At 46.6% G+C, this 25533-nt stretch carries 15 protein-coding genes; 2 read left to right on the top strand and 13 right to left on the bottom strand.

The genetic code is table 11. The features are described 5' to 3' along the window. Window positions 1-183 precede the first annotated feature (183 nt). The 3 genes from QUB14_RS14320 to carA form a co-directional block, all read right to left on the bottom strand. Window positions 184-630: a Mini-ribonuclease 3 gene (locus QUB14_RS14320; RefSeq protein WP_006632383.1), complete on the bottom strand. Its 447-nt coding sequence runs from the start codon at window positions 628-630 to the stop codon at window positions 184-186. A 384-nt stretch (window positions 631-1014) separates the two neighbouring features. Then, window positions 1015-1371: an STAS domain-containing protein gene (locus QUB14_RS14325; RefSeq protein WP_015176627.1), complete on the bottom strand. Its 357-nt coding sequence runs from the start codon at window positions 1369-1371 to the stop codon at window positions 1015-1017. A gap of 153 nt (window positions 1372-1524) precedes the next feature. Next, the gene (gene carA / locus QUB14_RS14330; RefSeq protein ID WP_190662119.1) at window positions 1525-2682 is read right to left on the bottom strand and encodes a glutamine-hydrolyzing carbamoyl-phosphate synthase small subunit; all 1158 of its coding nucleotides are present in this window, start codon (window positions 2680-2682) and stop codon (window positions 1525-1527) included. Here carA and QUB14_RS14335 point away from each other — a divergent pair. Next, window positions 2681-3649 (top strand): retropepsin-like aspartic protease, encoded by a 969-nt coding sequence (locus QUB14_RS14335; protein ID WP_333217630.1) that lies wholly within the window; start codon window positions 2681-2683, stop codon window positions 3647-3649. The two genes, carA and QUB14_RS14335, sit on opposite strands and share 2 nt — an antisense overlap. A gap of 243 nt (window positions 3650-3892) precedes the next feature. Here the strand turns inward: QUB14_RS14335 and trpD are convergent, their stop codons facing one another. Together trpD and QUB14_RS14345 are read right to left on the bottom strand one after the other, a co-directional pair. Beyond that, the gene (trpD, locus tag QUB14_RS14340; RefSeq protein WP_333217629.1) at window positions 3893-5008 is read right to left on the bottom strand and encodes an anthranilate phosphoribosyltransferase; all 1116 of its coding nucleotides are present in this window, start codon (window positions 5006-5008) and stop codon (window positions 3893-3895) included. Window positions 5009-5018: 10 nt separating this feature from the next. Continuing rightward, the gene (locus QUB14_RS14345) at window positions 5019-5192 is read right to left on the bottom strand and encodes a hypothetical protein (protein ID WP_333217628.1); all 174 of its coding nucleotides are present in this window, start codon (window positions 5190-5192) and stop codon (window positions 5019-5021) included. Between the two features lie 692 nt (window positions 5193-5884). On the opposite strand from QUB14_RS14345, the gene QUB14_RS14350 reads away from it, so the two are divergent. Continuing rightward, window positions 5885-8890, top strand: a complete 3006-nt coding sequence (locus QUB14_RS14350; protein ID WP_333217627.1) for a PAS domain S-box protein — start codon at window positions 5885-5887, stop codon at window positions 8888-8890. On the opposite strand, the gene QUB14_RS14355 is transcribed toward QUB14_RS14350, so the two are convergent. The 8 genes from QUB14_RS14355 to QUB14_RS14390 all read right to left on the bottom strand — a co-directional run bounded on the left by QUB14_RS14355 (window position 8838) and on the right by QUB14_RS14390 (window position 25466). Further along, the gene (locus tag QUB14_RS14355) at window positions 8838-9143 is read right to left on the bottom strand and encodes a hypothetical protein (protein WP_333217626.1); all 306 of its coding nucleotides are present in this window, start codon (window positions 9141-9143) and stop codon (window positions 8838-8840) included. The two genes, QUB14_RS14350 and QUB14_RS14355, sit on opposite strands and share 53 nt — an antisense overlap. Continuing rightward, window positions 9109-10878 (bottom strand): adenylate/guanylate cyclase domain-containing protein, encoded by a 1770-nt coding sequence (locus QUB14_RS14360; RefSeq protein WP_333217625.1) that lies wholly within the window; start codon window positions 10876-10878, stop codon window positions 9109-9111. The genes QUB14_RS14355 and QUB14_RS14360 overlap by 35 nt, the downstream gene beginning before the upstream one ends. Further along, on the bottom strand, window positions 10875-11270 hold the full coding sequence (locus tag QUB14_RS14365; RefSeq protein ID WP_333217624.1) for a response regulator: 396 nt from the start codon (window positions 11268-11270) through the stop codon (window positions 10875-10877). The genes QUB14_RS14360 and QUB14_RS14365 overlap by 4 nt, the downstream gene beginning before the upstream one ends. A gap of 652 nt (window positions 11271-11922) precedes the next feature. Further along, window positions 11923-17403 (bottom strand): AAA family ATPase, encoded by a 5481-nt coding sequence (locus QUB14_RS14370; RefSeq protein ID WP_333217623.1) that lies wholly within the window; start codon window positions 17401-17403, stop codon window positions 11923-11925. 125 nt (window positions 17404-17528) lie between these two features. Continuing rightward, on the bottom strand, window positions 17529-18212 hold the full coding sequence (locus QUB14_RS14375) for a ribonuclease HII (protein WP_333217622.1): 684 nt from the start codon (window positions 18210-18212) through the stop codon (window positions 17529-17531). 1 nt (window position 18213) lies between these two features. Next, window positions 18214-20559, bottom strand: a complete 2346-nt coding sequence (locus QUB14_RS14380) for an Rne/Rng family ribonuclease (RefSeq protein WP_333217621.1) — start codon at window positions 20557-20559, stop codon at window positions 18214-18216. Between the two features lie 1476 nt (window positions 20560-22035). Beyond that, window positions 22036-24972, bottom strand: a complete 2937-nt coding sequence (locus tag QUB14_RS14385) for a TIGR03960 family B12-binding radical SAM protein (RefSeq protein ID WP_333217620.1) — start codon at window positions 24970-24972, stop codon at window positions 22036-22038. Window positions 24973-25115: 143 nt separating this feature from the next. Then, complete coding sequence (locus tag QUB14_RS14390; RefSeq protein WP_333217619.1) at window positions 25116-25466, bottom strand: STAS domain-containing protein; 351 nt, start codon at window positions 25464-25466, stop codon at window positions 25116-25118. Window positions 25467-25533: the final 67 nt, after the last annotated feature.

Consider the following 25533-nt stretch of genomic DNA (forward strand, 5'->3'; position numbering starts at 1 on the left):
AATCTTGGGGCGTTGAGATTTTAGATATTCTAGGGAGGGAGCAAGGATTTTGCTGTGATCAAATTGCTAGTTAATAACTGATAAATCCTGTTTTGCCGATCGAGATTTTTGCGGTTTTATGTTAGCCGTGCAAGGATGGTTAATTAATCCTTCCCCATTCCCAACTCTTAACTGCTTAATCCTTTAAGTCTCAAGATCTAAAAGTCCCAGAAGTTCGGTCAATCTTTCGGGATCGGTGAGATACAAATATCCGACCAAGGTTTCTAAACTGCTGGCTTGTTGGTATATCTCTGGATCTGCTCGCTTAGAACGACCCGCTGCAGCATTGCGGCCGCGCTTGACAATTGCTAATTCTGTACTGTTCAAGTAAGGAGAGAGCGATCGCAAGTGACGCGCTTGAGTTTCGGCTCGTACTTGCCCCACCACCAATTCGTGATAAGCTTGCAATTTTTTGGGTGGGACTAAGTACGAACTGCGAACGTAGAGTTCGTACACTGCATCTCCCAAATATGCCCAGGCTGCGGGCGAAATTCTTTCTATTTCTGCTGGTGTAGCCCTCGCAGGATGCACTCGATTTAAACTGATATCCGTCAGACTCAGTTTGAGCCCGTCATCTGCGATCGGCGACATACTTTTTTAAATAAAACTTCCGCACAGCTTGGTTTTTCTAGTCACTTACTTATTGCGTCTTTCGCTACTTAGGCAATTATAGCTTTCCCAGGAGTGTTCGCTGTCAGATCACGAAGCGAGATATAGAGGCAAAGCTTGGCGCGACGATCGCACTCCTAAAATAAGGCTTTTTACCAAATCGGGATGCTCTAATTTTTATACCATTTTTCCGCGTGTTTGCCACACATATTTTACTGCCCCTCCACCGAAACTCTAAGCCTCGGGGAAATAGCGGCTGGCGCGTGCCACAGCTTCTGGGTAAATCGGTATTGTTTTACCAGCACAAAAATAAAAATTTGCTATCCAGCGTTGAGAACCGGATAGCTAATTTAATCCACTTTGGCGTCAAGCATCCTTGACGTTTTTTACCGCCTCATCAACCGAAGGCTGCAAAGACAAAAATTTCTCTAAGCGAACCAGTTTAACAGTCTGAGTTACGCGGGGATTTGAGACAATTTGCAATGTCCCCTCCAAGGTTTGGGCTTTTTTGACAAGTTGCACAAGTGCGCCCAGGCCTGAACTATCCACAAAGTCTATCTGAGACAAGTCCAAAATTACGTGTTTTGGGCCCTCGTCAATACATTTGCTTATTACCTTCCGAAAAGTTGCCTCAGAAAAAGCGTCCAGCAGGCCCGTCAGGCGAAATAACTGACAGTTATTCCTGACTTCGCGAGTGCCTCTGAGGCTAACGGTCAGGGTCAATGACTCAGGAATGACACCCTCCTAGCTAGATATGGCTTAAAGTCGAGGCTTCATTATAGGAGTTTTTTGGTCTTTTGTCTACACTTTTTTTTGGTCAGTGGTTTTTAGTTTTTTTGAGGCAGCAGTCATTAGCGGTTGACTGCTGACTGCTGACTACTTACTGCTGGCTACTTTCTGATTGTCTCGCATTGACTGCACGAATCGATCGAATAAATAATCGGCGTCGTGCGGGCCCGGACTGGCTTCCGGGTGGTACTGCACTGAGAACAGCGGCAGAGTTTTGTGCTTCAATCCGGCTACGGTGCGATCGTTCAAATTGAGATGAGTAATTTCTACTTCGGGGACTAGGGAATCGGGGTTGATGGCAAAACCGTGATTTTGGCTAGTAATTTCTACTTGCTGAGTTAAACCCGCTGGATGATTCAATCCCCGGTGGCCGAACTTAAGTTTAAAAGTTTCTGCACCCAAGGAAAGTCCCAAAATCTGGTGTCCCATGCAGATGCCGAATACGGGTTTGTCCGACTTTAACAAAGCTTTCGCAGTCGCGATCCCTTCCGTTACCGCCGCCGGATCTCCGGGGCCGTTCGAGAGAAAAATGCCGTCCGGGTTGTATTTGAGGATTTCCTCCGGCGACGTGTCAGCCGGGACAACGATGACCCGACACCCGTAACTCGCCAGACGCCGCAGGATGTTGCGCTTGATCCCAAAGTCTAGCGCTACCACTGTCCACATTTCGCCGCTAGCAGGTTTGACTGTAGGACTGAACTCCCAAACCGAGTCCGTGGCTTCAGACCACTCGTAAACCTCGCGAGTGGTGACTTCCTGGACCAGATTCAGCCCGTCCATGCTGGGGGCATCTTGCACTTGCTCCAAAAGCTCTGCTTGGTCGAGAATCGTGGTCGAAATGCCACCGTTGATCGCTCCCACCGTGCGAATTTTGCGAGTGAGGGCGCGGGTGTCGATCCCGTAAATTCCGGGGATATCGTACTGTTTCAGGTAGTCTTGCAGAGATTGCGAGCAGCGCCAATTGCTGGGGCGGCTGCATACGTTGCGGGCGATCGCACCCCGAATTTGTGGGCGCGAGGATTCTTCGTCTTCGAGATTTACCCCGGTATTGCCCAATTCTGGATAAGTAAAAGTTACAATTTGACCGCAATAGCTGGGATCAGTCAATACTTCTTGGTAGCCCGTCATTCCCGTATTAAATACTACCTCGCCAACGACGGTGGCGTCAGCGCCAAACGACCAGCCGCGGTAAGCAGTACCGTCAGCCAGGACTAGGAGAGCGGGTTGTGCAGTTGAAAGTGACATGGCATCCTTAATTACTTTCGTTTGGTTTCATTCTTACCACTGCCAGGGATTTGATGCTAGTCGGCAATATACAGATATTATTTTAATTTGTGCAAGGGTTCGGCAAAGCAAGGCACCTAGGCCCGAGACCGAAGCAACAGGTAATCAAAAAGCTGCAACAAGTGCCAATTTTCCCACTCCCCACCCTCGGCATCTCCTAGTCTCTCCATCTCCCTCTGGGGCAGCAATTTATCTGCCAGCAGCTTATGAGGGCCGAAAGTCTAAATCTATACCAAAAGGCAGTTGTCGCTGTTACGATCGAGCTACAGCGTTTAACGAAACTATGGCTAGTAAATCTCCCTTGCCTTTACTCTCAAACTTATACAAGCATCTACTGAACTCTCAAAAACGGTGCAAACCGTTACTGGTTGTAACAACAGCTATTTCTCTGAGCAGCTCAATTTTAATAGGGACTGTTGCCAACTCCTCGCGAGCAGTGGCTCAAGAAAGTGAGGGATGCTTCATGCGGAGCTCGTCAGGCCGAACCCTCAACCTCAGCCAATCAGTCTGCGGTTTTCTCCCCGAAGCATTGAATCCCGCTACTGCGCCCGCAGCGAAGTCTGGAGTATTTCAGGCAAAAATTAAACGCCGAGAGGCCAATATCCCCGTCATAGAAGTCACGTTTAACGGCAAACAAAAGTTCGAGATGATGGTAGATTCTGGAGCTAGTGGCACAGTAATTACACCAGCAATGGCTAAAGCCTTGGGCGTTGTTCTTCAGGGAACAGTGCAAGCACAAACTCCGAACGGAGTGGCTACTTTTCCCCTCGGTCGTTTGACTTCTATTGAAGCAGGTGGTTTGGCGGTTAACAATGTAGTTGTGGCCGTCTCGCCATCCCTAGATATCGGACTGTTGGGTCACGACTTTTTTGGTAATAAAGACATAACGATTAAGCAAGATGTGATTGAATTTCGCTCGCGGTCTTAAACAGAAGGAAGAAGGAAGAAGGAAGAAGGAAGAGGGAAGAAGGAAGAAGGATTTTTTTTACTAACCAACAAGAAGAGAAGAGAGAAAAAAGTTTCCCAACTTGAAAAAGTATGTAGGCAGAAGGCTGAGTTTTAGACGGTTCGATCGGAAAGATTTTGGCATTCTAAATTTTTCTTTACTTCTTCCCTCTTCCTTCTTCCCTCTTCCCTCTTCCTTCTTCCTTCTTCCTTCTTCCCTCTTCCTTCATTTCAAAAACTCAATCAACTGCTGCAACTTCAACCAAGATTCGCCGCTCAATAAAATGTCCTTAGCCAGAGAAACTCCTGCTGCGTGAGAACCCATAGGAATTGCGCCTCCCACCTGAAAAGCCAAAGACGCATTCAAAGCTACAACATCCATTTGTGCGGGCGTACCTTTGCCTTGCAAAACGTTCCGCAAAATCTCGGCGTTTTCCTCAACATTTCCGCCTTTTAACGAGCCGATCGCACTTGGTGTCAATCCTACCTTTTCCGGGTCTAAAGTAGTCAGTTCCACATTGCCATCCGACAAAACGGCCAAATCAGTCACATCTCCCAACCCCGCCTCGTCCAATTTTTCTCTGCCGTGAACGACTACAGCTAACTCAGTCCCCAACTCGCCCAAAGCTTGAGCAATAGTTGATACCAAACTAGGATCGAACACCCCAATTACCTGCCCTGTAGGGCGCATAGGATTGACAAGGGGCCCTAAAAGGTTAAAAACAGTCCGCACCTTCAAAGTGCGCCGGAGCGACGCTACAGCCTTAAGTGCGGGATGCCACCCAGGGGCAAATAAAAAGGTGATGCCTACTTCGTCTACGGCAGCTTTTACCTTCGCGGCATCGGCGTTGAGGTTGACTCCGAGTGCTTCCAACACGTCAGCAGAACCCACTTTGCTTGATGCGGAGCGATTTCCGTGTTTGGCGACTCGAACTTTGCCGGCGGCGGCCACAAAAGCGACAGCAGTGGAAATGTTAAACGTGGAAGCGCCGTCGCCGCCGGTGCCACAAGTATCAATTAATTTGAGATTGGAGATTGGAGATTGGGAATTGAAAACGCTCTCCGACTCACCTGCAAGCGACTGAGAACCCAGTACCTGAGCCATTCCTACCAATTCTTGGGCAGAGATGCCTTTGGCTTGGATGGCCGCTAAAATTGCTCCTGAAAGGACGGGGGGAATAGCTTCTGCTAGCCATCCCTGCATCAAGTCGGCTGCTTGGGCGCGTGAGAGAGATTGTCTGTCTAATAGTTGTTGCAGCAGGGCTGGCCACACAGGAGAATCCGCCGTCTGGGTTGAAGCAGGGGATGACTCTGGCGTTGCTAGGAGAGGAGAATCTGTCATTTATTAGTTTCTAGTCAAATTTAGCGCGATCGAGCTTTGCGGCCAAACCGAGAATCGATCGGGATTTTACCAGACTTGCCGACCACATTTTGCCCGATCGGGCCCAGATTTTTACCCAAATGCCAGCACCGCTACAGAATTTTTCCGCCCGCAGCAGCAGAATATGAATTTTTTGATACAACAATTACCCTATTGTTGTGCCAACTTTACATACAAACCCCAGATCGTATAACTGCCAGCAGTCTGCTGTATTATCTATCAGCAATAATACTTAACAGTGACTCAGAGCACCCAAAGACCTATAAAAGTTTCCGACAGGAGTTGTGGAGACCAAAAAATTTTAGATTTTAGGAGAGCCCCACATTCCTCTGTGGAGTCAATTCTTTAATCTAAAATCTCAAATCTCCAATCGACTGACAGCAAGGACAGCGAGCGTTTAGCTCTTGCGGGCGGGTTAGTTGCCTCGGGTAAGAGTCGATCGCACTCTCACCCAAATCCTAAAAATAGAGTCTTGCGGTTGTAGGAGTCGCTGCCTTTTATTATTGTAACAACATCCTTGCTACTAACTTATTTCAGGGTATTCAACTGCTAATATATCCAGGGAGATTTCAAGGAACGGGTTTTGCTAGAACACCTGCATCGCAGGCAGAGCGATGTGCCAATGCGATCGTGACAGCCAGTCAAGCCTCAAATAAATACCCGCTCAACTAAACTTTCTGGAGCAACCACTAACAACTAACAGCCCGGTAGGACAGATGAATAAACACACTCGTCTCCGGCTGCGACACACCATATTTCAGTCTAACAAACGGCTCAAATTTAACAGGCGGTAGACCAAAAATATTCAAGTCACACACAAGAGCAGGGTATTCACAAGTGGGAAATCAAAAATTAGAAAATAAAGCGATAGAATGCCTGAATGTCGCGGAGGCACTGCACCAAATGGAAGCAAAATATTATAGTATGTTTGAAAATGCGGTGTCGGGCATTTTTCAAACAACCCAAGACGGTCGCTACATCAGCGCTAACCCAGCTTTGGCTCGCATCTACGGATATAGTTCCGCCGCAGAATTGATGGGCTGTCTGACTGATATCAGCGATCAGCTTTACGTCAATCCCGATCGGCGCGATCAGTTTGTTTCTGCTTTGCAAGAACAGGGCATCGTATCGGATTTTGAGTCGCAGATTTATCGCCGAGACGGAACAATAATTTGGATCGCTGAAAATGCCCGGGCTGTCTGCGATGAAGCGGGTAAATTGCTCTACTACGAAGGTTTTGTAGAAGATATCACCCAGCGCAAGCAAGCAGAATCTGCACTTCGAGAAAGCGAAGAACGCCTGCGCTTAATAATTGAAGGCGTTAAGGATTACGCTATATTCATGTTAGATACTGAGGGGTATGTAGCTAGCTGGAATTCGGGTGCCGAACGCATTTTTGGATACAGATCTCATGAGATAGTCGGCAATAATTCGGAGTGTTTTTTCACTAAAGAAGATCTTGAAATCGGCAAGCACAACGAAAAACTAATCCGGGCAGTGGCAGAAGGTCGATACGAAAATGAAGGCTGGCGCCTTCGCAAAGACGGATCGCGATTTTGGGCGAATATTATTGTTACTCCTTTGCGCGATGAAAGGGGAAAGTTGAAGGGCTTTTCTCAAGTAATGCAGGATATTACTGACCAAAAGCGGGCGGCTGAGGAAAAGATGCAGTTGATTGCTTCTTTGCAGGCGTCGGAAAAAAAGTTTCGCACTTTGTACGAATCGACGACTGATGCGGTAATGCTGCTAGACGAAGAGGGTTTTTTGGATTGCAATCCGGCTACTTTAAAGTTATTTGGATGCAGCACTGAATCGGAGTTTTGCGGCAAGCATCCTTCGGAGTTCAGCCCGCCGCTGCAACCGGACGGACAAGATTCTCTGAGTCTTTATCAAGAGCGAGTTAATACGGCTGTGCGATCGGGAAATTGCCGTTTTGACTGGCGGCACTGCCGTTTGGATGGTTCTGAGTTTCCGGCGGAAGTGCTGCTAACTTCTATGGATATTGGCGGCAAAATGGGGCTGCAAGGCGTGGTGCGCGATATCACTTATCGGGTGCAGGCTGAGGAGGCCCTGAAGCAGGCTAACGAGGTATTGGAATGCCGGGTTAAAGAGCGGACAAGTCAGTTGGAAGAGGCTATTAAAAAGTTGAGATTGTCGGAAGAAAAATTTTCTAAGGCTTTTCGCTCAAGTCCAGATCCGATGATTATTACTACTTTTGCAGAGGGTCGTTTTATTGAAGTTAATGATAGTTTTTTGTCGATGACTGGTTACGCTTTAGAAGAAACGAATTGCAATACAGTACCGGGGTTAAATATTTGGGTAAGGCCTCAAGACAGACTTAATTTTAGGCAACGTTTGCACGAACAAGGTGTGGTTCGCAATCAGGAATGCGAGTTTCGCATGAAGTCTGGATCGGTGGTGGTGTGTTTGCTGTCTGCAGAGTTGATTAATTTGGATGGCGAACTCTGTATGCTGGCGGTGATGACGGATATTACCGATCGCAAACACGCCGAAGAAGCCCTACGGGAAAGTCAGCGGGCTTTGGCGACGCTGATGAGCAATTTGCCGGGAATGGCCTACCGTTTTCGCAACGATGCCGATCGCAGTATGGAGTTTGTCAGCGAAGGTTGCTATCAGTTAGCAGGCTATTCTCCTGAAGAATTTATCGGCACTCGGGAAGTTTCTATATCGGAATTGACTCACCCGGACGATCGGGAGAATTTGTGGAATGCCGTGCAAGTTGCCTTGCAAGAAAATCGACCCTATCAGCTAAATTACCGAATTACTTCTAAAAACGGCGAATTAAAATGGGTTTGGGAGCAAGGTTTGGGAGTGTTTTCCGAGTCCGGAGAATTGATAGCTTTAGAAGGGTTAATTACTGATATTTCCGAGCAGAAACGCAGTGAAGAAGCTTTGCGGCGATCGCAAACAGAGTTAACCCAACAAAAAATTCAGCTCGAAAATACTTTGCACGAGTTGCAGCAAACTCAAGCCTTATTAATTCATACTGAAAAAATGTCTACTCTCGGTCAAATGGTAGCTGGTGTTGCTCACGAAATTAACAATCCCGTTAGCAGCGTCTGCGGCAATCTCGTTCACGTCGGCCACTACACGGAAGATTTGCTGAATTTGCTCGATATGTACCAGCAGCACTGCCCGCAGCCGCCGGCAGCAATTCAAGATAAAATTAAGGATATCGAGCTAGAGTTCCTGCTAGAAGATTTGCCGAAAGCGATGTCTTCGATGCAGGTTGGGGCCGATCGCATTCGGGAAATCGTGCGATCGCTCAGAAATTTCTCCCGCAAAGACGATTCTCAAATGAGCAAAGTTAACCTGCACGAAGGGATTGAAGGAACGTTGCTGATTCTGCAAAGCCGCCTGAAAGCCAGAGGCAACTATCCCGAAATTGCGGTAATTAAGGACTATGGAAATTTGCCTTTGGTTGAGTGTTATGCCGGCAAAATCAATCAGGTATTTATGAATTTGATCGGAAATGCGATCGACGCGATCGAGGAATACAACGAAGGGCATTCAGTTGGCGAAGTCAAAGCTAACCGCAGCAAGATTAAAATTAGGACAGAAGTCCAAAACTCCAATGCTGTAATTAGGATTTCTGACAACGGCCCCGGTATGCCCGAAGAAGTTTCCCAGCAGTTATTCGAGGCTTTTTTTACTACCAAACCCGCCGACAAAGGCACCGGTTTAGGCCTGTCAATTTCCTACAAAGTTGTCCAAGAACACGGTGGCAAACTTAGCTGCGTGTCTGCACTCGGCCACGGAGCAGAGTTTATCATAGAATTGCCGATCGAACAACCGATCGAACAACCGATCGAACAATCCTAAAGTGCGATCGGGGCGATCGCATTTCCGATAACGAGTCGCGGTTTGTAGTGAGGACTAAAGTTCTCATAAAACTCGATCGGACTAAACGAGTAAGGTGCGGTGTGCCTGCAGCCCTACATATAGAAATTTTGCATAAGTTCTGTATAGCTGAAACCCTGGCTTTTATTGCTTCTTCCTTCTTCCTTCTCCCTTCTTCCTTCTTCCTTCTTCCTTCTTCCTTAATTACACCTTTCCAAATAAATTCGAGCCACATTATCCCCCGGATTTTGGCGCAAACAATCCGCAAAAAGTGCCGAAGCTTCCCTAAAACTATTCATATTGTACAAAGACAAAGCCTCAATAAACACTTGCAAAGTCGCTAACTTCCCTGCTTTAACTTCCGGCAAATCCGCATCAAAAACTTCATAAACAGTCACCCATTCAGACTTACCCTTAACCTGAACTTTATCAATTACCCGAATTGCATAATCACCCGGATTTCTCAAGCGATCGAATGTCTGCTGAGTAATTAACAGCGATACCCCATAATTTTTCGTCAAACTTTCAATCCGAGAAGCCAAATTAACCGCATCGCTAATCACAGTACCGTCCATCCGGCTTTTTCCGCCCACTATACCCAGAATCAAAGAACCAGTATTGATTCCCACCCCAATCTCAACGGGCACATAACCCACAGAAGCGCGATCTCGATTGTATTCAACAAGAGTATGCAGCATCGCAATTCCCGCTTTCACAGCATCATCCGCCCCCTCGCTAAACAAAGCCATAATTGCATCGCCAATATATTTATCAATAAACCCCTGATTTTCCAAAATCAGCGGTTCCATTCGACTCAGATAAGAATTTATAAATTTGAAATTTTCTGTCGGTGTCATTTGTTCCGAGAGAGTAGTGAAATCGCGGATGTCAGAAAACAAAACCGACATTTCCAACTCCACCGCTTCTCCCAATTTAATATCAACAATACTGTCACATCCCAAAAAAGCTAACAACTCTTTGGGTACAAAGCGACTTGTCGCCTCCGCAATTTCTAATTCTGCATCCAGTGAAAGTTCCAAATTGCAATTGACCTCAAAGAGATCCTCGATGAACTTTTGGCGTTCTGCCTCAGCTTCTTGGCGTTCCGTGATATCTTGAAGAGTGGTGATAGCATAAACAATATTTCTTTGTTGATCGTAGATTGGAGTAGCGAAGATTTCTAGGGGAATAATCTTGTCGCCTTGATGAACTTCTGCATCGTCAGCCGTAGCACTTTCTCCCTTCAACGCGCGCACGCTGGGCAAATTTTCCGTAGGATAATTTTGATTTGTGCCTGCTTGATAGAGTTGATAAACCTCTGACAATTGCTCGGAACTCGTATCCGGCACAACTCCTTTACCAAATATCTCTTTTGCTTTCCGATTGACGTAGTAAGGTTGGCCGTCCGCATCCAGCACACCTACACCAATCGGCATTGCTTCCAAAAACTGTGTCAAGCGATTTTCGCTTTCATGGAGTTTGGCAATCAGTGCCGTTTGCTGGCTGTTTAACTCGGCTAACTCCTGATTCATTTGCTGAAGTCGGGCGTTTTGTTGTGCCAGTTGTTTATCTTGAAGATAACTATTTAGCGCTTCTCTAACCGTCAATTTCAAATCTTCAGCTTGCCAAGGTTTGGTAATATAACGATATAGGTTTGCAGAGTTGATAGCATTGGTTATCGCCTCAATATCTGCTTGCCCCGTCAGCATAATTTTTATAGTTTTAGGCGAAATTATATGAGCCTGTTTCAACAGCTCGTCTCCCTTCATGTCAGGCATAATGTGGTCGGAAATAATTAAAGGAATTTCATCCCCATCCTCTAGCAATTCTTCAATTAGCTCTAAGGCTTCTTGTCCACCTTCAGCAATTTCGATTATATAATCATTGCCAACAGCCTCTTGCAGTTCTGCTTTGAGGCTTTTGAGTACAGTTTTCTCATCATCGACACAGATAATTACCTGTTGACTCATAGTTTAGATAAACCAGATTTAATAGTTTCCAGCAACTCGGATTCTAACCAAGGTTTAGATAAGCAAGAATGGAGGTTAGCCTGTTTTTTCGCTCGGTTAATTGCTACTTCATCGGCTTGACCTGTCAGCATAATTTTTATAACATGGGGGTAGTTTTGGTGAATGCGAATCAGCAACTCATCTCCCTTAATACCGGGCATTAACCAATCACAAATAATCAGAATAAGGGTAATTTTTTCGTCATAGAGTTCGCTGATTACCTCTAAAGCCTCCTCAGCATCTTCTGCTCCTTCGTAGGTGTAGGCATTCCCAAATTCTGCTGCTAGTTGCGTCCTGAGACTGTCTAATACCATTCTCTCATCGTCAACGCACAAAATAACTGGTTTCGACATCTATTTTTTCTCCTTTTTAATTGTTATTAGTAGCAAAAGTAGTCAAAGTAGTCAAAGTAGTCAAAGTAGTAAAGTATATTAGTAGACCCCATCTTATCTGAAGATGTCATATCAAATCCGTTAGCATCGGAATAGTAAATTCGAGTTCACTGTTGACGGTTGACTGTTCACGGCGTCAACAGTCAACAGTCAACAGTCAACCGTCAACATCATTCCGGTGTAACCGGAAATGATATCAGTCGATTTTAATTTGAGATTTGAGACTTCGGCGTGAGCGCTCAGTCGAAGGATTTTAGATTGACTCCACAGATGAATCTGGGAGCTTGAACAAGGGTCTAAAATTTTTGCCTCTCCACGAATCCTGTCGGGGCTTGTATCCGTTGTTGGGCGGGGTCACAAGTCAACGGATCGCCCCATCCTCTCCCCCTCCCCCCAGTCGCCGAAACTAAGAAACTTATATGGGTAGTAGCTTAGCTGAGCATAGCCCATCGTACTGCTGTTTTACATCCGTTTCCGGTTCGATCGGAGTTATGGGCCTCAAAACGCTTTAATTTTTGACATCCTATCAATGGGGTAGATTGCAGCTTAGGCGGAGCCACGCAAAATCCGATCGGCTTACTACCTTATATCGTTTGCCAGCTCCTTGACCTGCTTATACAGCGCTCATTGGCAGGAAAACATTAAATGTAGTTTTGCCCGGAATTGATTCCACTTCAATTTTTCCCTGATGTTTCTCAACAATTTTCTTGACAATATCTAGTCCCAATCCGCTGCCTTCTCCTGCCAATTTAGTAGTAAAAAACGGGTTAAATATTTTCGCTTTTATCTCTTCTGGTATCCCGTGACCGCTGTCGCTAATGCTAATCTTAGCCTGGTCATCTTCAGCCGTTAACTCAATTGTTAGCGTGCCTCGATAATCCATTGCTTGCAAAGCATTGTGAATTAAATTCGTCCAAACTTGATTAAGTTCGTCGGGATAACACAGTATCGGCGGGATTTCGGCATAGTTTTTGATGACCTCCACTCCCTGTTTGAGGAGATTTTGATACAGGGTTAAGATTGTTTCAATACCTTCTGTAATACTGGCTGCTGTTTTTTCGCCAGACTGTTCGTAGCGGGCATAAGTTTTTAAGGCAAAAACTACTTTTGATGCTCTGTCTGTGGCTGTGTTGATAGTAGCGATGCCTCTTTTTAATTCGGAAAGTTTGTAGGCGATTTCTAAGAGATGTAAACTATCGGATCTTTGCAACAACGGGACAAAGGCATCTATTTCATTATAAACCCCCATGATCACTAGGCGATCGGCTACGGTATCGGCACTATCAATCTCTAATTCTTCCAGTTTGCTTCTCAAAGCTCTCTTTAATTTGCGTTCTTCTTTTGTTGATAAGCTTGCTTCTTGTTGGAGGGAACGCTGAAGTAAACTCAAGAAATCCTGTGCTTCTTCTGGGGAGAGAGATTGAAAAAGTGCGGGCAACTGTTCTAAAGTTTGATTCAAGAACTTAGAAACATTTCCTGCCGAGGAGCGAATTGCACCCAGGGGAGTGTTAACTTCGTGGGCCACTCCGGCGACAAGTTGTCCTAAAGCTGCCATTTTTTCTGATTGAATCAATCCTTCTTGGGTGGCTTCGAGATTGCTTAAAGCTTGTGATAATTCTTGAGTGCGTTCTTCTACTTTTGCTTCTAAGTTGGTATAGAGTTGGGCATTTTCGATCGAGATGGCAGCTTGGGAGGACAAGACTTTTAACAGGGCTACTCTGTCGGGAGTAAATGCACCAGTTACCAGGTTATTTTCTAAGTAAATTATTGAAATAAGCTGATTCTGTTTGAGCAGAGGAACGCAGAGGATTGATTTAGTTTTATGTGCCTTTATATAAGTGTCCTTAGTAAATTTACCTTCACGAGTAGCATCATTTAAAACAACATCTTTGTGAGTCCGACTTACATAATTAATCACTGATAGTGACAGTAAGTTACTGCTTTCCAATGGGATTGACTGCAATAAATTGATGCTGTCGCAATCAACTGCACCCGATGCTTCAATCAGTAGTTTACCATGAGATTCCAACAACAAGTAGCCCACCTGTGCGCCAGCATTCTCAATCATAATTTTCATCAAGTTTCGGAGTAATTTCTCTAGCACAATTTCACCAGCAATGGCTTGAGAGGCTTTGATAACTGTCGCTAAATCTAAAGCTGTACCCGCTCCTGTAGTAGTCTGAGAAGTGGCGATGCTCGTGCCTGTGTTTTTACCAATAGTTCCCGCAGATTTAGCCTGTAATTGTGGATATCTTGCTTCTAAATCCTCAACTTTTGCCCTAGCTTGCCAGCGAGTATAGCCGTAGTGTGCTCCTTTGAGATAGGTTTGGGCAATCTCCTCCATACCGCTTGCCAGATAAAATTCTGCTGCTAGCTCATAGGCTAAAGCTTCATATTGAATATATCCGCTGTCTCTTGCTCCTTTAATCGCTCGGTCGTAAAGTTTTGCTGCTTGCCAATTATCTCCCAATACTCGCGCTGTTTCTGCTTCTACTAGGTCGTATTTATGCTGGAAATTGAACGGGGCAAGCTCTGCCCATTGCTTCATTTGCTCCTGGTTTAATTCGACTCGCTCCAAGTTTTCCTGGAATTGGGGAGAATACTGAGCGAGCAGGGCAAGAGAATAGTAGAAGTTATGCACAGCAACATACATAAATCCCATGAGAGAATCTATGTATTCTGCGGCTGCGATCGCATTTTTTACGGCCCCGGCAGAGTCTTTGAATAAGTAAGAAAGATTTAGTTTGGCGAGGTAAACCAGACAAAGCAAAGTGCGGTTATTCGTGGCTAGCAAACGGGGAATTATTTCCTCCTCGTTAAAGCTTTCGCCGAGCAAACGAGATGGGGTGGCAGTTGTTTCCAAAAGATTTAAGGTAACTTGCCGCCAGATATTAGTCTGGTAGAGAGCATATTCCTGTTTAAGCTTCCATAATTGTTCGCAGGATTGCTGCATTTTTGAGGCGACAGATTCTAGTCCTTCCCCCGTCAAAAATAGGGTGATACAATAAGCTTTAATACAATAACAGGCGTACTCATTGTCTCCTGTGTCCAGTCCGCTTTTACTTCCCTCTAGGAGCAGAGAAAGACTGCTTTTTTCGGGGTCTTTCCAGTGTTTAACGAAAGAACAAAATAAGTTATAAACTTTCGCTTTTAGTTCTGTAGCATGATATATATTTACTAGCTTCAGTGCCAATTGTCCGGCGTGATATCCAGTTTCTATGTTGCCTTTTCCCGAACAGATAACAGCATACCCAACATAAGCATAAGCAGCCAAGGCTGAATAACCTTTTTGAATAGTCAGGTTAACCATTGTCAACATAATTAACACTAAAACTCCGGGTTTCGCAAATAAAGCTGAGGGAGAAATAGACATTAAAATCCGCATGGCTGCTAGTTGAGCAGGGTCAGTCATTTGCGGGAAGCTTTCTAAGTCCATCAGTGTTGGCAGCTCTACGTTACTATCTTCCGCTCTCGACAGAGAAATTTCCAGTAATTTTAATGCTTCTAAACCCGTTTCTATTGCTTTAAGTGGCTGATTTTGAGCGGTAGAAATTTGCACTTTAAGTTCGTAAGCTTTTACCCTGTCTAGCTGATTTATTGCTCGTTCCAAGATAACTTCAGCTAATGTTTCTGCATGGTGAAATTGGGTGTTTAAATATTGAGCCTCTACAGTTTCTTGATAGAGATTTAGGGTTAAGTCATACTGCGTTTGCCAACTTTCTTCGGTTAACAGGCTTAACCCTGTCTTCAAATATTGAACCGCCGCAGTGTAAGCCGTCGCTGCTTTGGCTTTCTGGCCGGCTATCAAATTTAGTTGGGCAATTTCGTTTCGCTCTTGTTGATGGGTTAGTAGGGGCTGTACTGCCCTGCTTGCCCCTATCCCAAGATTGAGATGATCGACAATTTCAAATATTTTTTTTGAGCGTGTTTCGGGCGAACTATTCTTTAGCAACAGGCGACCAATTTGTAAATGGATGGCTTGTTTTTCTGATTCGTCAATCAAAGAATAAGTTGCTTGTTGGATGCGATCGTGTCCAAATTTATAGTGGTGAATTAACAGTTGAGTATCTAATTCTGAGAAAGTAAAAATCAACTCAGACTGAATCGCCTCTTTCAGAGCGGAGAAAATTTCAGCGGGCGATCGCTCGCAAATAATTGATAGAGTGCTTAAGTCAAACTCTGCACCTATACAAGCTGCAAAACGCAATACCTGCTGAGCGGTTGACGGCAATTTGTTGAGTTTGGCAATCATTAATTCTACCACATTGTCAGTAATTGCCCTCGCCTCAATCTGAACAATATCCCAGTGCCAAGTGCGATCGATAAAATCGAAGCTTAGCAGGTTTTCAGCATATAACGTTTTCAACAATTCACTCACAAAAAAAGGATTACCCCGGGTTTTTTTCAGGATTAATTCTGCTAAAGAGCGAACCGAAGCACCATCGCATTGTAACGTATCAGCAATCAATTCATTGATATGTTTTTGCGCTAAAGGTACAAGGGTAATCTGGTTGACGACAGATACTTGATCGGAGCGGATTGCTTCCAGAGTCACCATCAAGGGATGGGTGGAATTGACTTCGTTGTCTCGATAAGCTCCAATCAAAAATAGATATTGGGTATCTGCATCCGCCATCATCAGTTGGATTAATTTGAGGGTGGCAGTATCTGCCCACTGCAAATCGTCCAGAAAAATGACTAAAGGATGCTTTTTTGAGCAAAATACCCGAATGAAATTGCTACAGATAAGATTAAAGCGATTTTGCGATTCAATTGCGCCTAATTCCGGCAATGCCGGCTGTTGGCCCACAATCAATCCAACTTCAGGAATTACATCAATAATGATTTGACCGTTAGCACCAAAAGCATCTAATAATTTTTCTCGCCATTGATTAAGCTGTTCTTCGCTTTCGGTCAATAATTGTCGCACTAATCCCGAGAAAGCACTGACAAGAGCAGAGTAAGGAATATTGCGCTGAAATTGGTCGAATTTTCCAGCGATAAAATAGCCTCTAGCCTTGGTTATCGGTTTATAAACTTCGGATACCAGTGCTGACTTGCCGATGCCAGAATAACCAGCAACCAGCATTAATTCTTTACGGGATTGCTGATTATTTTCGGTTTTGCTAACTCGATCGAAGGCTGCTAGTAAATCTGCAACTTCTGCCTCGCGTCCGTAAAGTTTCTGGGGAATTTGGAACTTGTCGCAAATATCTTGACTGCCAAGGGGGAACGATTCTATTTTGCCCTTTGTCTGTAACTGGTTCAAACATTTTTCTAAATCTGCTTTGATTCCGCAGGCACTTTGGTATCGCTCTTCGGCTGTTTTTGCCATCAGTTTTAGTGCGATATCAGAAAGAATTTGGGGAATTTCTGGATTAACCTGATGCGGCGGTACTGGTTGTTTTGCGATGTGGCAATGTACCAACTCCAAAGCATCGTCAGCGGCAAATGGAAGTTGTCCGGTGAGGAGTTCGTAGAAGGTAACGCCCAAAGAGTAAAAGTCGGTTCGATAATCGAGAGAACGGTTCATCCTTCCAGTTTGTTCTGGAGAAATATAGGCTAATGTACCTTCTAAAATATTGGGATTTTTTAGGGTAGGATTTTCACGGGTGAAGACGGTAGCAATGCCAAAATCGATAATTTTGACCTGCCCGGTTTCTGGATTGAGCAGGATATTGGCGGGGTTAATGTCTTTGTGGATAATTTTGGCACCATGAATTTGAGCCAAAATCTCTGCTGTTTGAATAGCGATGCGGAGGAAGTGCTGTAAAGATGAAATATTTGGCGTTTCTACAGGGTTATCCTTCAACATTTCTAAAGAAGTGCCGCCATAATCTTCAAAGATAATGACTAGGGTTCTTTTATACTCATGTAGGCTATAAACTTTGAGGAATCCTTCTAGATTTTGGAGATTGCAAGTAATTTCGTATTCCTGCTTGTAGCGGGTAAGTTCAGCAGGATCTGGATAATCTTGCTCGAGCATTTTGAAGATAACAAGTTGATTGTCCTGTTCGCGAATGCCTCGATAAACCGTTGAATTTTGGCTTTCGTAAATTCGATCTAGAATCTCGTAGCCTTCAATTTTTAACATTTTGGGTGATTTTGAGAATGTTAATTTTTATGTAAGGTATGGTAACCTGCACCCTCTTGAACAGTCGTTTTTTTTGAGCGGAATTATGTCTATTTAACCTGACTTGTATTATTGACTACAACTAGCTATCTTCGACAGGGACTAAAAGATTGTCGGTGAAAAGCCGATCGCCCGCAACGTTCCAACCCCAATTTATGTTTAGCTGTACCATATCCTTTGTTATTTGTCAAGTCATATTCAGGATACTTAACAGCCAAACGTACTATTAATTCATCGCGCCAAACTTTCGCCACAATACTAGCAGCAGCAATCTGAATCGATCGCGCATCACCCTTAATCATCGTCTCTTGCTCGATCGCCAAATTGGGAATTCTTTGATTCCCATCAACCAAACACAAATCCGGCGTCACCTTCAACTTCAAAATCGCCCGTTTCATCGCCAACAAAGAAGCCTGCAAAATATTGAGGCGATCGATCTCTCGCACCGAAGCCACACCAATTTGACAGTCAACCGCCACAGCCCGGATTTTTACGGCTAACCGACTCCGGGCGGCGGCACTCAACTGCTTGCTGTCGCGCACCCCGCAACTTGCTAATTCATCGAGAACTTCGTCGGGCAAAATGCAGGCGGCAGCCACCACCGGCCCGAACAAAGCCCCTCGTCCGACTTCATCCACACCTGCAATTACTAGAGTGTTCGAGAGAGAGGGGGAAAGGGGAAGATGGAAAGATGGGAAGAGAGTAAAAATTTCTACTTCTTCCTTTTTCCCTCTTCCCTCTGACTTCTTCCCTCTTCCCTCGGACTTCATATCACTCATCCACAACGGCTGACGAGCGGCGGCGGCGGCGGCGGTTGATAGCAGGCTCCTCGGGTTCGCTGGGTTCGCTGGGCTGGCTGGGTTCGATCGGCTCATGGGATTCGATCGGCTCATGGGATTCGATCGGCTCATAAGATTCGATCGGCTCATGGGATTCGATCGGCTCATGGGATTCAATCGGCTCATGGGATTCGATCGGCTCATAGGATTGGCCCATCACATCGCTGGGTTCCTCAATCCGATCAAAATCATCAGTTTCGTCGATCGAACTCTCGCCATAAATTTGGGCCTCATCATCATCATCATCCTCAGAAAAAACAGGCTCAACTACCGCTCTTTCTGGATAATAATCCCGTTCCTCAACATTCTCAGCAGGCGCCGCCGCTTCAAATTCAAATTCGAGCTGCTCGAAAGGCGGCTTGTTCGGGGCCGCTCCCGGGAGAGTTACCGAAACGATCGCATTCTTAGGATTTTTCACGCTGCGATCGGTAAGCACCAAAGGAGAAACCCCCATCAGAGCATAAACATCCTGCTCCTCCGCCGTCATTTCCACCGAAATCACCTCTGGAGGCTCCACCATCGGCTTCATCAACTCAGACTTAGCCGGACGCACGCGATCGAAATCCTCGCGCCTGCCAACAGTCGCCATATTCACCAGCCCGAAGCCCTCCGAAGCCGCCCGGATGCCGGGGGGTGCCAGATACTCAGAGCGCGTATCCGCGACGGGCGCGCTCGAAGTATTCGGCAGCCGCAACTTGCTGCGTACCGGTTCCTCCTCCGCCGGGAGAGCAAAAGGCTCTTCGCCAATCCGGCGGCGGCGGCGGCGTCTGGTTCCGTTCCCCAAATCCTGATAGCTGGGATGGTTGAGCAAGTCCAAAGGCGAGGCATTGCTGCCGGTCTCAAAATCCACACTTTCGCTCTGAGGTTCCCAAGCAGCCCGAGCAGGTTCGGGGGGGCGTTCTTCCCGCACCGGGGCAGGAGTTGCAGCCGCCACAGGCGTCAAGCTGCGGCGTTCCAATCCTTCTGGCAAATTCAACAAAACGCGGTTCGAGGTAGCAACAGTGCGATCGGCCGATTCCCGCACCGCTGCGGCGAAGTCTTCTTCTCCGGGGAGTTGCACCAGATGACCCAATCCGCTGCAAGTCGGACAACTGTGGCCGAACAACTCGTAAATATTTTGACCTTGGCGCTTGCGGGTCAGTTCTACCAGCCCCAATTCCGACAGTTGAGCGATTTGCGGCCGAGCTTTGTCAGCTTTGAGAGCTTTATTGAAATGTTCCAGCACCTGCAACTGATCGCGGCGGGATTCCATGTCAATAAAGTCAACAATAATCACCCCGGCAATATTGCGTAACCGCAGTTGTCTAGCAATTTCCGTTGCTGCTTCGCAATTTGTCCAGAGTACCGTTTCCCGAGCCGTCGCCGATCGAGTAAACGAGCCGGAGTTGACATCGATCACCGTCAGCGCCTCAGTCGGCTCGATAATCACATAACCGCCCGAAGGCAAATCCACCCTTGGTCTGAGGGCTTCTCGAATCGCAGCGTTAACTCGGAAAAATTCTAAAATCGAGGCGCGCTCTCGGTGGTGGTCGATCAAAACTCCCGCAGGAAGTTTACCGCCATTCCAGCTCATCAACTGCTGCTTCACCCGCTTAATTCCATTTTGCGAGTCCACCACAATCCGATTCACGTCACCGCTGAACATATCCCGCAGCACCCGCTGGATAAAATCGTCATCCCGGTTGAGCAGTGCCGGCGCCCGCGAAGTACCGCCTTCGAGTTGAACGGCTTCCCACTGTTTTTGGAGGACTTCCAAATCTTCCATGATCGCTTCTTCCGTCATCCCTTCAGCTTCAGTGCGTACCAGCAGCCCCATCCCGGCCGGTTTCACCAAAATAGCCAGGGCTCTGAGGCGGTTGCGCTCCGCTTCCGACTTGATCCGCCGCGAGAGATTGACTCCCCTGCCGTAGGGCATCAGTACCAAATAGCGGCCCGGCAGGGTAATGTTACCTGTCAGCCGGGGGCCTTTGCTGCCCGTCGGTTCTTTCATTACCTGTACCACCACTTTCTGCTGGGGGGTCAGGAGTTCTGTAATTGCTCCTGCCGAGCGTTTAAGGCGCAGCGGGCCGAGGTCTGTGACGTGCATAAACCCGTTACGTTCTGGGTCGCCAATATTGACGAATGCCGCATCTATCCCTGGGAGTACATTTTCAACAATTCCCAAGTAAATGTCACTGACTTGGTGGCTGCCTGTGGCTACCACAAGTTCTTGGATTTGATCTTCTGAAAAGACGGCAGCAATGCGATGCTGCTCTGCTATAACTATCTGCTTTGTCATTCAATTTCCTCACAAAACTGGCAGCAAGTTAGAGACACTTACGCACTCATAGTGCCTCTGACTTTCACTGTAATTAGTAGTGGCTTGAAGAGTTATTAGCTGTGAGTTGGTGCAGGGTGGAAGAAAATTTAACTGTTGACCGTTCACTGTTAACTGTTGACTGTTCACTGTTAACTGTTACAGATAAAGTAGTTAAACCCGCCCTTACAGAGTTATGAGTTATGCTCAGCAGATAAATCTGAGAGATTGAAATAAGGAGGCTTTTATCGAGTTAGCAATATTGAGATTTGAGTTGAGAATTGCGAAATCAATACTCAAAATTCAACACTTACAACTCTTCCTTTGAACTCAGCGAATAAATTCATTGACACCGTACCAATTTCTTAACACACAACTTAACACTACGAACTGATAACTCCGCTTGCGTGGTGGTAGAGGGCTGGTTTTGAGCGAAAGTAGGTAGGAGTGAAAGCGCCTAGACTTTTGTTGAATTCTTGTGCCATCGCACTCAACATACCCCAGCTTGGCATTCGACTGCAACCTCCGCCCCTGCCAAGCCTAAAACCTCGTCAGTCGATTTTAGATTTTAGATTTTAGATTTTAGATTTACTCCACAGATGAATCTCGGAGATTGAAATTTAGTCTAAAATCTAAAATTTTGGTTCTCCACGAATTAAGTCGGGGGCTTATCTCCGTTTTTTGACGGGTCAGTCGATTTTAGATTTTAAATTTTAGATTTTAGATTTACTCTACAGAGGAATCTCGGAGATTGAACTAGAGTCTAAAATCTAAAATTTTTGGTTCTGCACGAATTAAGTCGGGGGCTTATTTCCGTTTTTTGACGGGTTAGTCGATTTTAGATTTTAAATTTTAGATTTTAGATTTTAGATTTACTCCACAGATGAATCTGGGAGATTGAACTAAAGTATAAAATCTAAAATTTTTGGTTCTGCACGACTTAAGTCGGGGGCTTATCTCCGTTTTTTGACGGGTCAGTCGATTTTAGATTTTAGGTTTGAGATTTTAGATTTACTCCACAGATGAATCTGGGAGCTGGAACTTTAATCTAAAATCTCAAACTTTTGGTTCTCCACGACTTAAGTCGGGGACTTATCTCCGTTTTTTGACCCGTCAAAAACATCTATTGTTGAATACCCGCTCTGCGGTTTGAACCGTGAGATTTTTGAATAAGCCGACCACCGACAACCAGTCGATCGATCGAAATTAATCGCTAAATTTGGTTCAGACCCCGCTCTTGCGGGTTTGGCGCTAGATTTAGCCCGTGAATGTACAACAAAAAGGCTTGAAGTCTTGAACAGAAGCAATTTGCACCCAGCCCGCGTTGCTGGTTGACGAGGGCGGCGAGCGACTAAAGCGCTCGAGCCGCCGCGGCTTCCATAACAAGCGATTATAGCGTGAAACGACACATCCCGATCGAGAGCCGAAGGTGAAATATTCCACCACGGCTTCCCTATCTTAACCATAACCCAGGATTAGCTGACTACGCTCAACCTGCAGAAGCTGAATTTCCTGCTGGCTGACTTGTTCGAGCATGAAAACAATATGTTCTGGCTTTAGCAAGTTGCCATCGCTGCGACAACTCCCGGTAAAGCGCAAGACGGCTCTACCTTCGGATGTAGCACCAGAGGCTCTTGTGCTGCTGTCTGGTTTCTGCTCTACAAGTTCTAGTTTGTGCAGCCTTTCGCGCAAATTGACATTCTGCGTCTTTCCCGACTTAGTAGTATGCACCCGCCAAAAAGCCTCGGTTTCGGCGATCGCCTTGACCCAAGCTTCCCAGTTGGCATCAGGAGCCACGGAGACAGGAGCAGCATTTTCCCGGTCTAATTCGCCATTTTCTGTCAACGAGCCTGCAGAGGCCACAGTAATTACGTACTCGGCGGCTTCTAACAACTGGTTAGCAGAAGGAGCCTTGAGATCGATCGACTCAACCTTGTAAATCGGAATATTTTCCGGCAGCTTAGCGGCCAACTTTTCCCGAAAACTCTCAATATCGATCGGCTCAGTGAGCTCAAAGTCGGCAATTTCCCCTGTGCTGGTAACACCCAGAGGCAGAGCATTTGCCAGAGAAATCCGAGGGTTCGGGTGAAACCCGCCGGTAAACGAAATCGGCAAATCGGCTCTGCGGACTACTCGATCCAACAATCGAATCAAATCCAAATGACCAACCAAAGCCATATCGCCCACCTTCCCGAACCAAACCCGCAAACGCTGTTTCCGCTCCGTATTCGGCACGAACTCCCCAGCAAACTCAGGAATTGGCAGCGCCTCCACAACCACATTGTGTCCGAAATCGGTGCCGCAAACCCCGCAGCGCGAACACCCTTCAAAGGAACAGTCGGGAACCGTCGCTGCTTCTAAAGCCTTTTGCAAATCAATTTTCAGCCAGTTTTTGTCGATCCCCGTATCTAAGTGATCCCAAGGCAGGGCCTGATCGAGAGAGAGGGGGAGAGAGGGGGAGGGGGAGAGCAGGGCGGTTTCATTTTCTTGTAGGGGCAAACCCCCCGTGGTTGCCCCGATGCCTGAAATGCCCAGGAAATCATCTGTGGGTGGGGGCGGGCACGGGGGCACCGCCCCTACAAAAGCCTGGTTTTCCTGAGAAGGAAACAGCCCTGGGGAGGGGGAGAGGGGGAGATCCGGAGAATTGGGAAAATCTTCCTTGATTTCTCTTCCTTCTTCCTTCTTCCTTCTTCCTTCTTCCTTCTCCTCTTCCTTCTCAAAAAGATTCCACTCGCCGCTTTCGACTTGGCGGTATTTCCAGGTAAGGCCCGATTCATCGATCGCCTGAGTCCAAGCTTTGTAAGCCTGATCCAAGCTTTCCCACCACGCATCCATACCCGCCCCAAGTTCCCAAGCGCGGCGGACTACAGCAGCCAAACGTCGATCGCCCCGTCCGACAAAATCCTCCATTGCCGAAATCCGCACATCAGTGTAATTCACCTTGACGCCCCGCATTCCGCGAAATTCTCCCTTCAGGAGTTTTTGCTTGCGGGAAAACTCAGCAGTAGAAACCGAGTGCCACTGAAAAGGAGTGTGAGGCTTAGGCGTAAAATTAGAAATTGTCAAGTTAAAAGTCAGTCCCCGCCTGCCATTGATCCTGCATTCCCTGTGCAGCCAGCGGACTGTTTCGGCGATGCCGAGAACATCAAAATCTGTTTCTCCGGGCAAACCGATCATAAAATACAGCTTGATTTTATCCCAGCCGCGATCGACCGCAGTTTTGACACCCCGAAGCAATTCTTCGTTGGTCAAACCTTTGTTAACGATGTCGCGCATCCGCTGAGTACCAGCTTCCGGCGCAAAAGTCAAACCGCCTTGTCGCGTACCGCCGAGAATGTCGGCAATATTATCGTCAAATCGGTCAACCCGCTGGCTGGGTAGAGACAGAGAAATATTTTTATCTTTCAGGCGATTTTTGATTTCCATCCCGACTGCTGGGAGTGCCAGATAGTCGGAACAACTGAGGGAAAGCAGGGAAAACTCGCTGTGCCCGGTGGCTTGCATCCCCTGTTCGATCGCCTCTACGACTTGCTGCGGTTCCACATCGCGCGCGGGGCGAGTCAGCATTCCCGGCTGACAGAAGCGACACCCGCGGGTGCATCCCCGGCGGATTTCTACTGTCAGTCTGTCGTGTACTGTCTGGACGTAGGGAACCAGGCCGATCGAATAAGCTGGTATGGGAGTTGCCACGCGGCGCAGAATTCGTTCTGGAACTTGGGGGCGGTTGGGATGAACAGAACCGTCGGCCGCCATATCGTAGAATTGCGGGACGTAGACGCCGGGAATTTGCGCTAAATCCAGCAGCAATGCTTCTCGGCTCAAATTATTTGTTTTGCCTTCTGCCAAAATCAAGCCAATTTCTGGCAGCAATTCTTCTCCATCTCCCAAAGCGATGAAGTCAAAAAAGTCCGCGTAGGGTTCAGGATTGGAAGTTGCCGTTTGCCCGCCAGCAAAAATCAGCGGCATTGGACCGTTTTGGCGATTAGTCGCTCTTTCTTGCCAAGTTAGGGGAATGCCGGCTAAATCCAGCATTTCCAGAATGTTTGTGGCTCCGAGTTCGTAGCTGAGGCTGAAGCCCAGAATATCAAATTCTGTGAGCGATCGCCTCGATTCTACGGCAAACAGCGGAGTTTTGGTTGATCGCAGTTTGGCTGCCAAGTCGGGGGCGGGCAAATAAGCCCGATCGCACAACTGTCTTGGCCCTGCGTTCAAAATGTTGTAAAGGATGATGTGCCCCAGATTGGAAGCACCAACTTCATAAACTTCTGGGTAAGTGAGAACCCAGCGCACCAACGCTTCGTCCCAAGGCTTGTGCGTAGCCCCCAATTCGTTTCCCAGATAACGAGCAGGCTGATTAATGTCTGCTGTAAGTAATTCTTCGACTTTTACTGCCACGGCTCGACTCGCTAAATATTTGCGACTCTTAAGCAGCCTACCTTAAAATCTGCCAACACGCCAACGACAGTCGTCTGTCTTTTCGGGCATTTAACCGAATGTGCTGTGTTTTGTTGCCTGTTCTCCTGGCCTAGGAGGCTCTATCAGTGTTGTTTTACGCAGGAGTTTTCGGCATCAAAGCTATCGACATTTTCAAATATTTCAAAAACTCGATCGAGTTGGCTGAGTTCCAGAATCATCCTAATCCCGGGGGATACCGAGCACAGACTAAACCTGCGGCCCATTTTTTTCGCCTGCTTGAGGCCTGAAACCAATGCCATCAAACCGGCACTGTCAATAAATGTTACTGCGCCCAAATCTACGAGTACCGCTACCACTCCGGGGGCTGAAATTGCTGTCGTTAGTTGCCGTCCGAATTCTCCGCAGGTGGCTGCATTCAGGTAGTCTAGGGGTCGAATCACCGTAATTGGTTTATGGGCAAGAAGTGTCTGCATATGTCAAACCTATGATTGCTACGTATTTTCAACTACTGTGCTAAACGGATGTAAGCCTAAACCTACT

Origin of the sequence: Microcoleus sp. B3-D2 (assembly GCF_036705345.1) — a bacterium.
In the GTDB taxonomy this organism is placed as follows: Bacteria; Cyanobacteriota; Cyanobacteriia; order Cyanobacteriales; family Microcoleaceae; genus Microcoleus.

Bases quoted from the DNA above. Each gene is read 5' to 3' on its own strand.
- QUB14_RS14365 (WP_333217624.1), bottom strand. From the start codon at position 11,270: ATGTCGAAACCAGTTATTTTGTGCGTTGACGATGAGAGAATGGTATTA.
- QUB14_RS14390 (WP_333217619.1), bottom strand. From the start codon at position 25,466: ATGCAGACACTTCTTGCCCATAAACCAATTACGGTGATTCGACCCCTA.
- QUB14_RS14360 (WP_333217625.1), bottom strand. From the start codon at position 10,878: ATGAGTCAACAGGTAATTATCTGTGTCGATGATGAGAAAACTGTACTC.
- QUB14_RS14335 (WP_333217630.1), top strand. From the start codon at position 2,681: ATGGCATCCTTAATTACTTTCGTTTGGTTTCATTCTTACCACTGCCAG.
- carA (WP_190662119.1), bottom strand. From the start codon at position 2,682: ATGTCACTTTCAACTGCACAACCCGCTCTCCTAGTCCTGGCTGACGGT.
- QUB14_RS14380 (WP_333217621.1), bottom strand. From the start codon at position 20,559: ATGACAAAGCAGATAGTTATAGCAGAGCAGCATCGCATTGCTGCCGTC.
- QUB14_RS14370 (WP_333217623.1), bottom strand. From the start codon at position 17,403: ATGTTAAAAATTGAAGGCTACGAGATTCTAGATCGAATTTACGAAAGC.
- trpD (WP_333217629.1), bottom strand. From the start codon at position 5,008: ATGACAGATTCTCCTCTCCTAGCAACGCCAGAGTCATCCCCTGCTTCA.
- QUB14_RS14320 (WP_006632383.1), bottom strand. From the start codon at position 630: ATGTCGCCGATCGCAGATGACGGGCTCAAACTGAGTCTGACGGATATC.
- QUB14_RS14355 (WP_333217626.1), bottom strand. From the start codon at position 9,143: ATGTGGCTCGAATTTATTTGGAAAGGTGTAATTAAGGAAGAAGGAAGA.
- QUB14_RS14375 (WP_333217622.1), bottom strand. From the start codon at position 18,212: ATGAAGTCCGAGGGAAGAGGGAAGAAGTCAGAGGGAAGAGGGAAAAAG.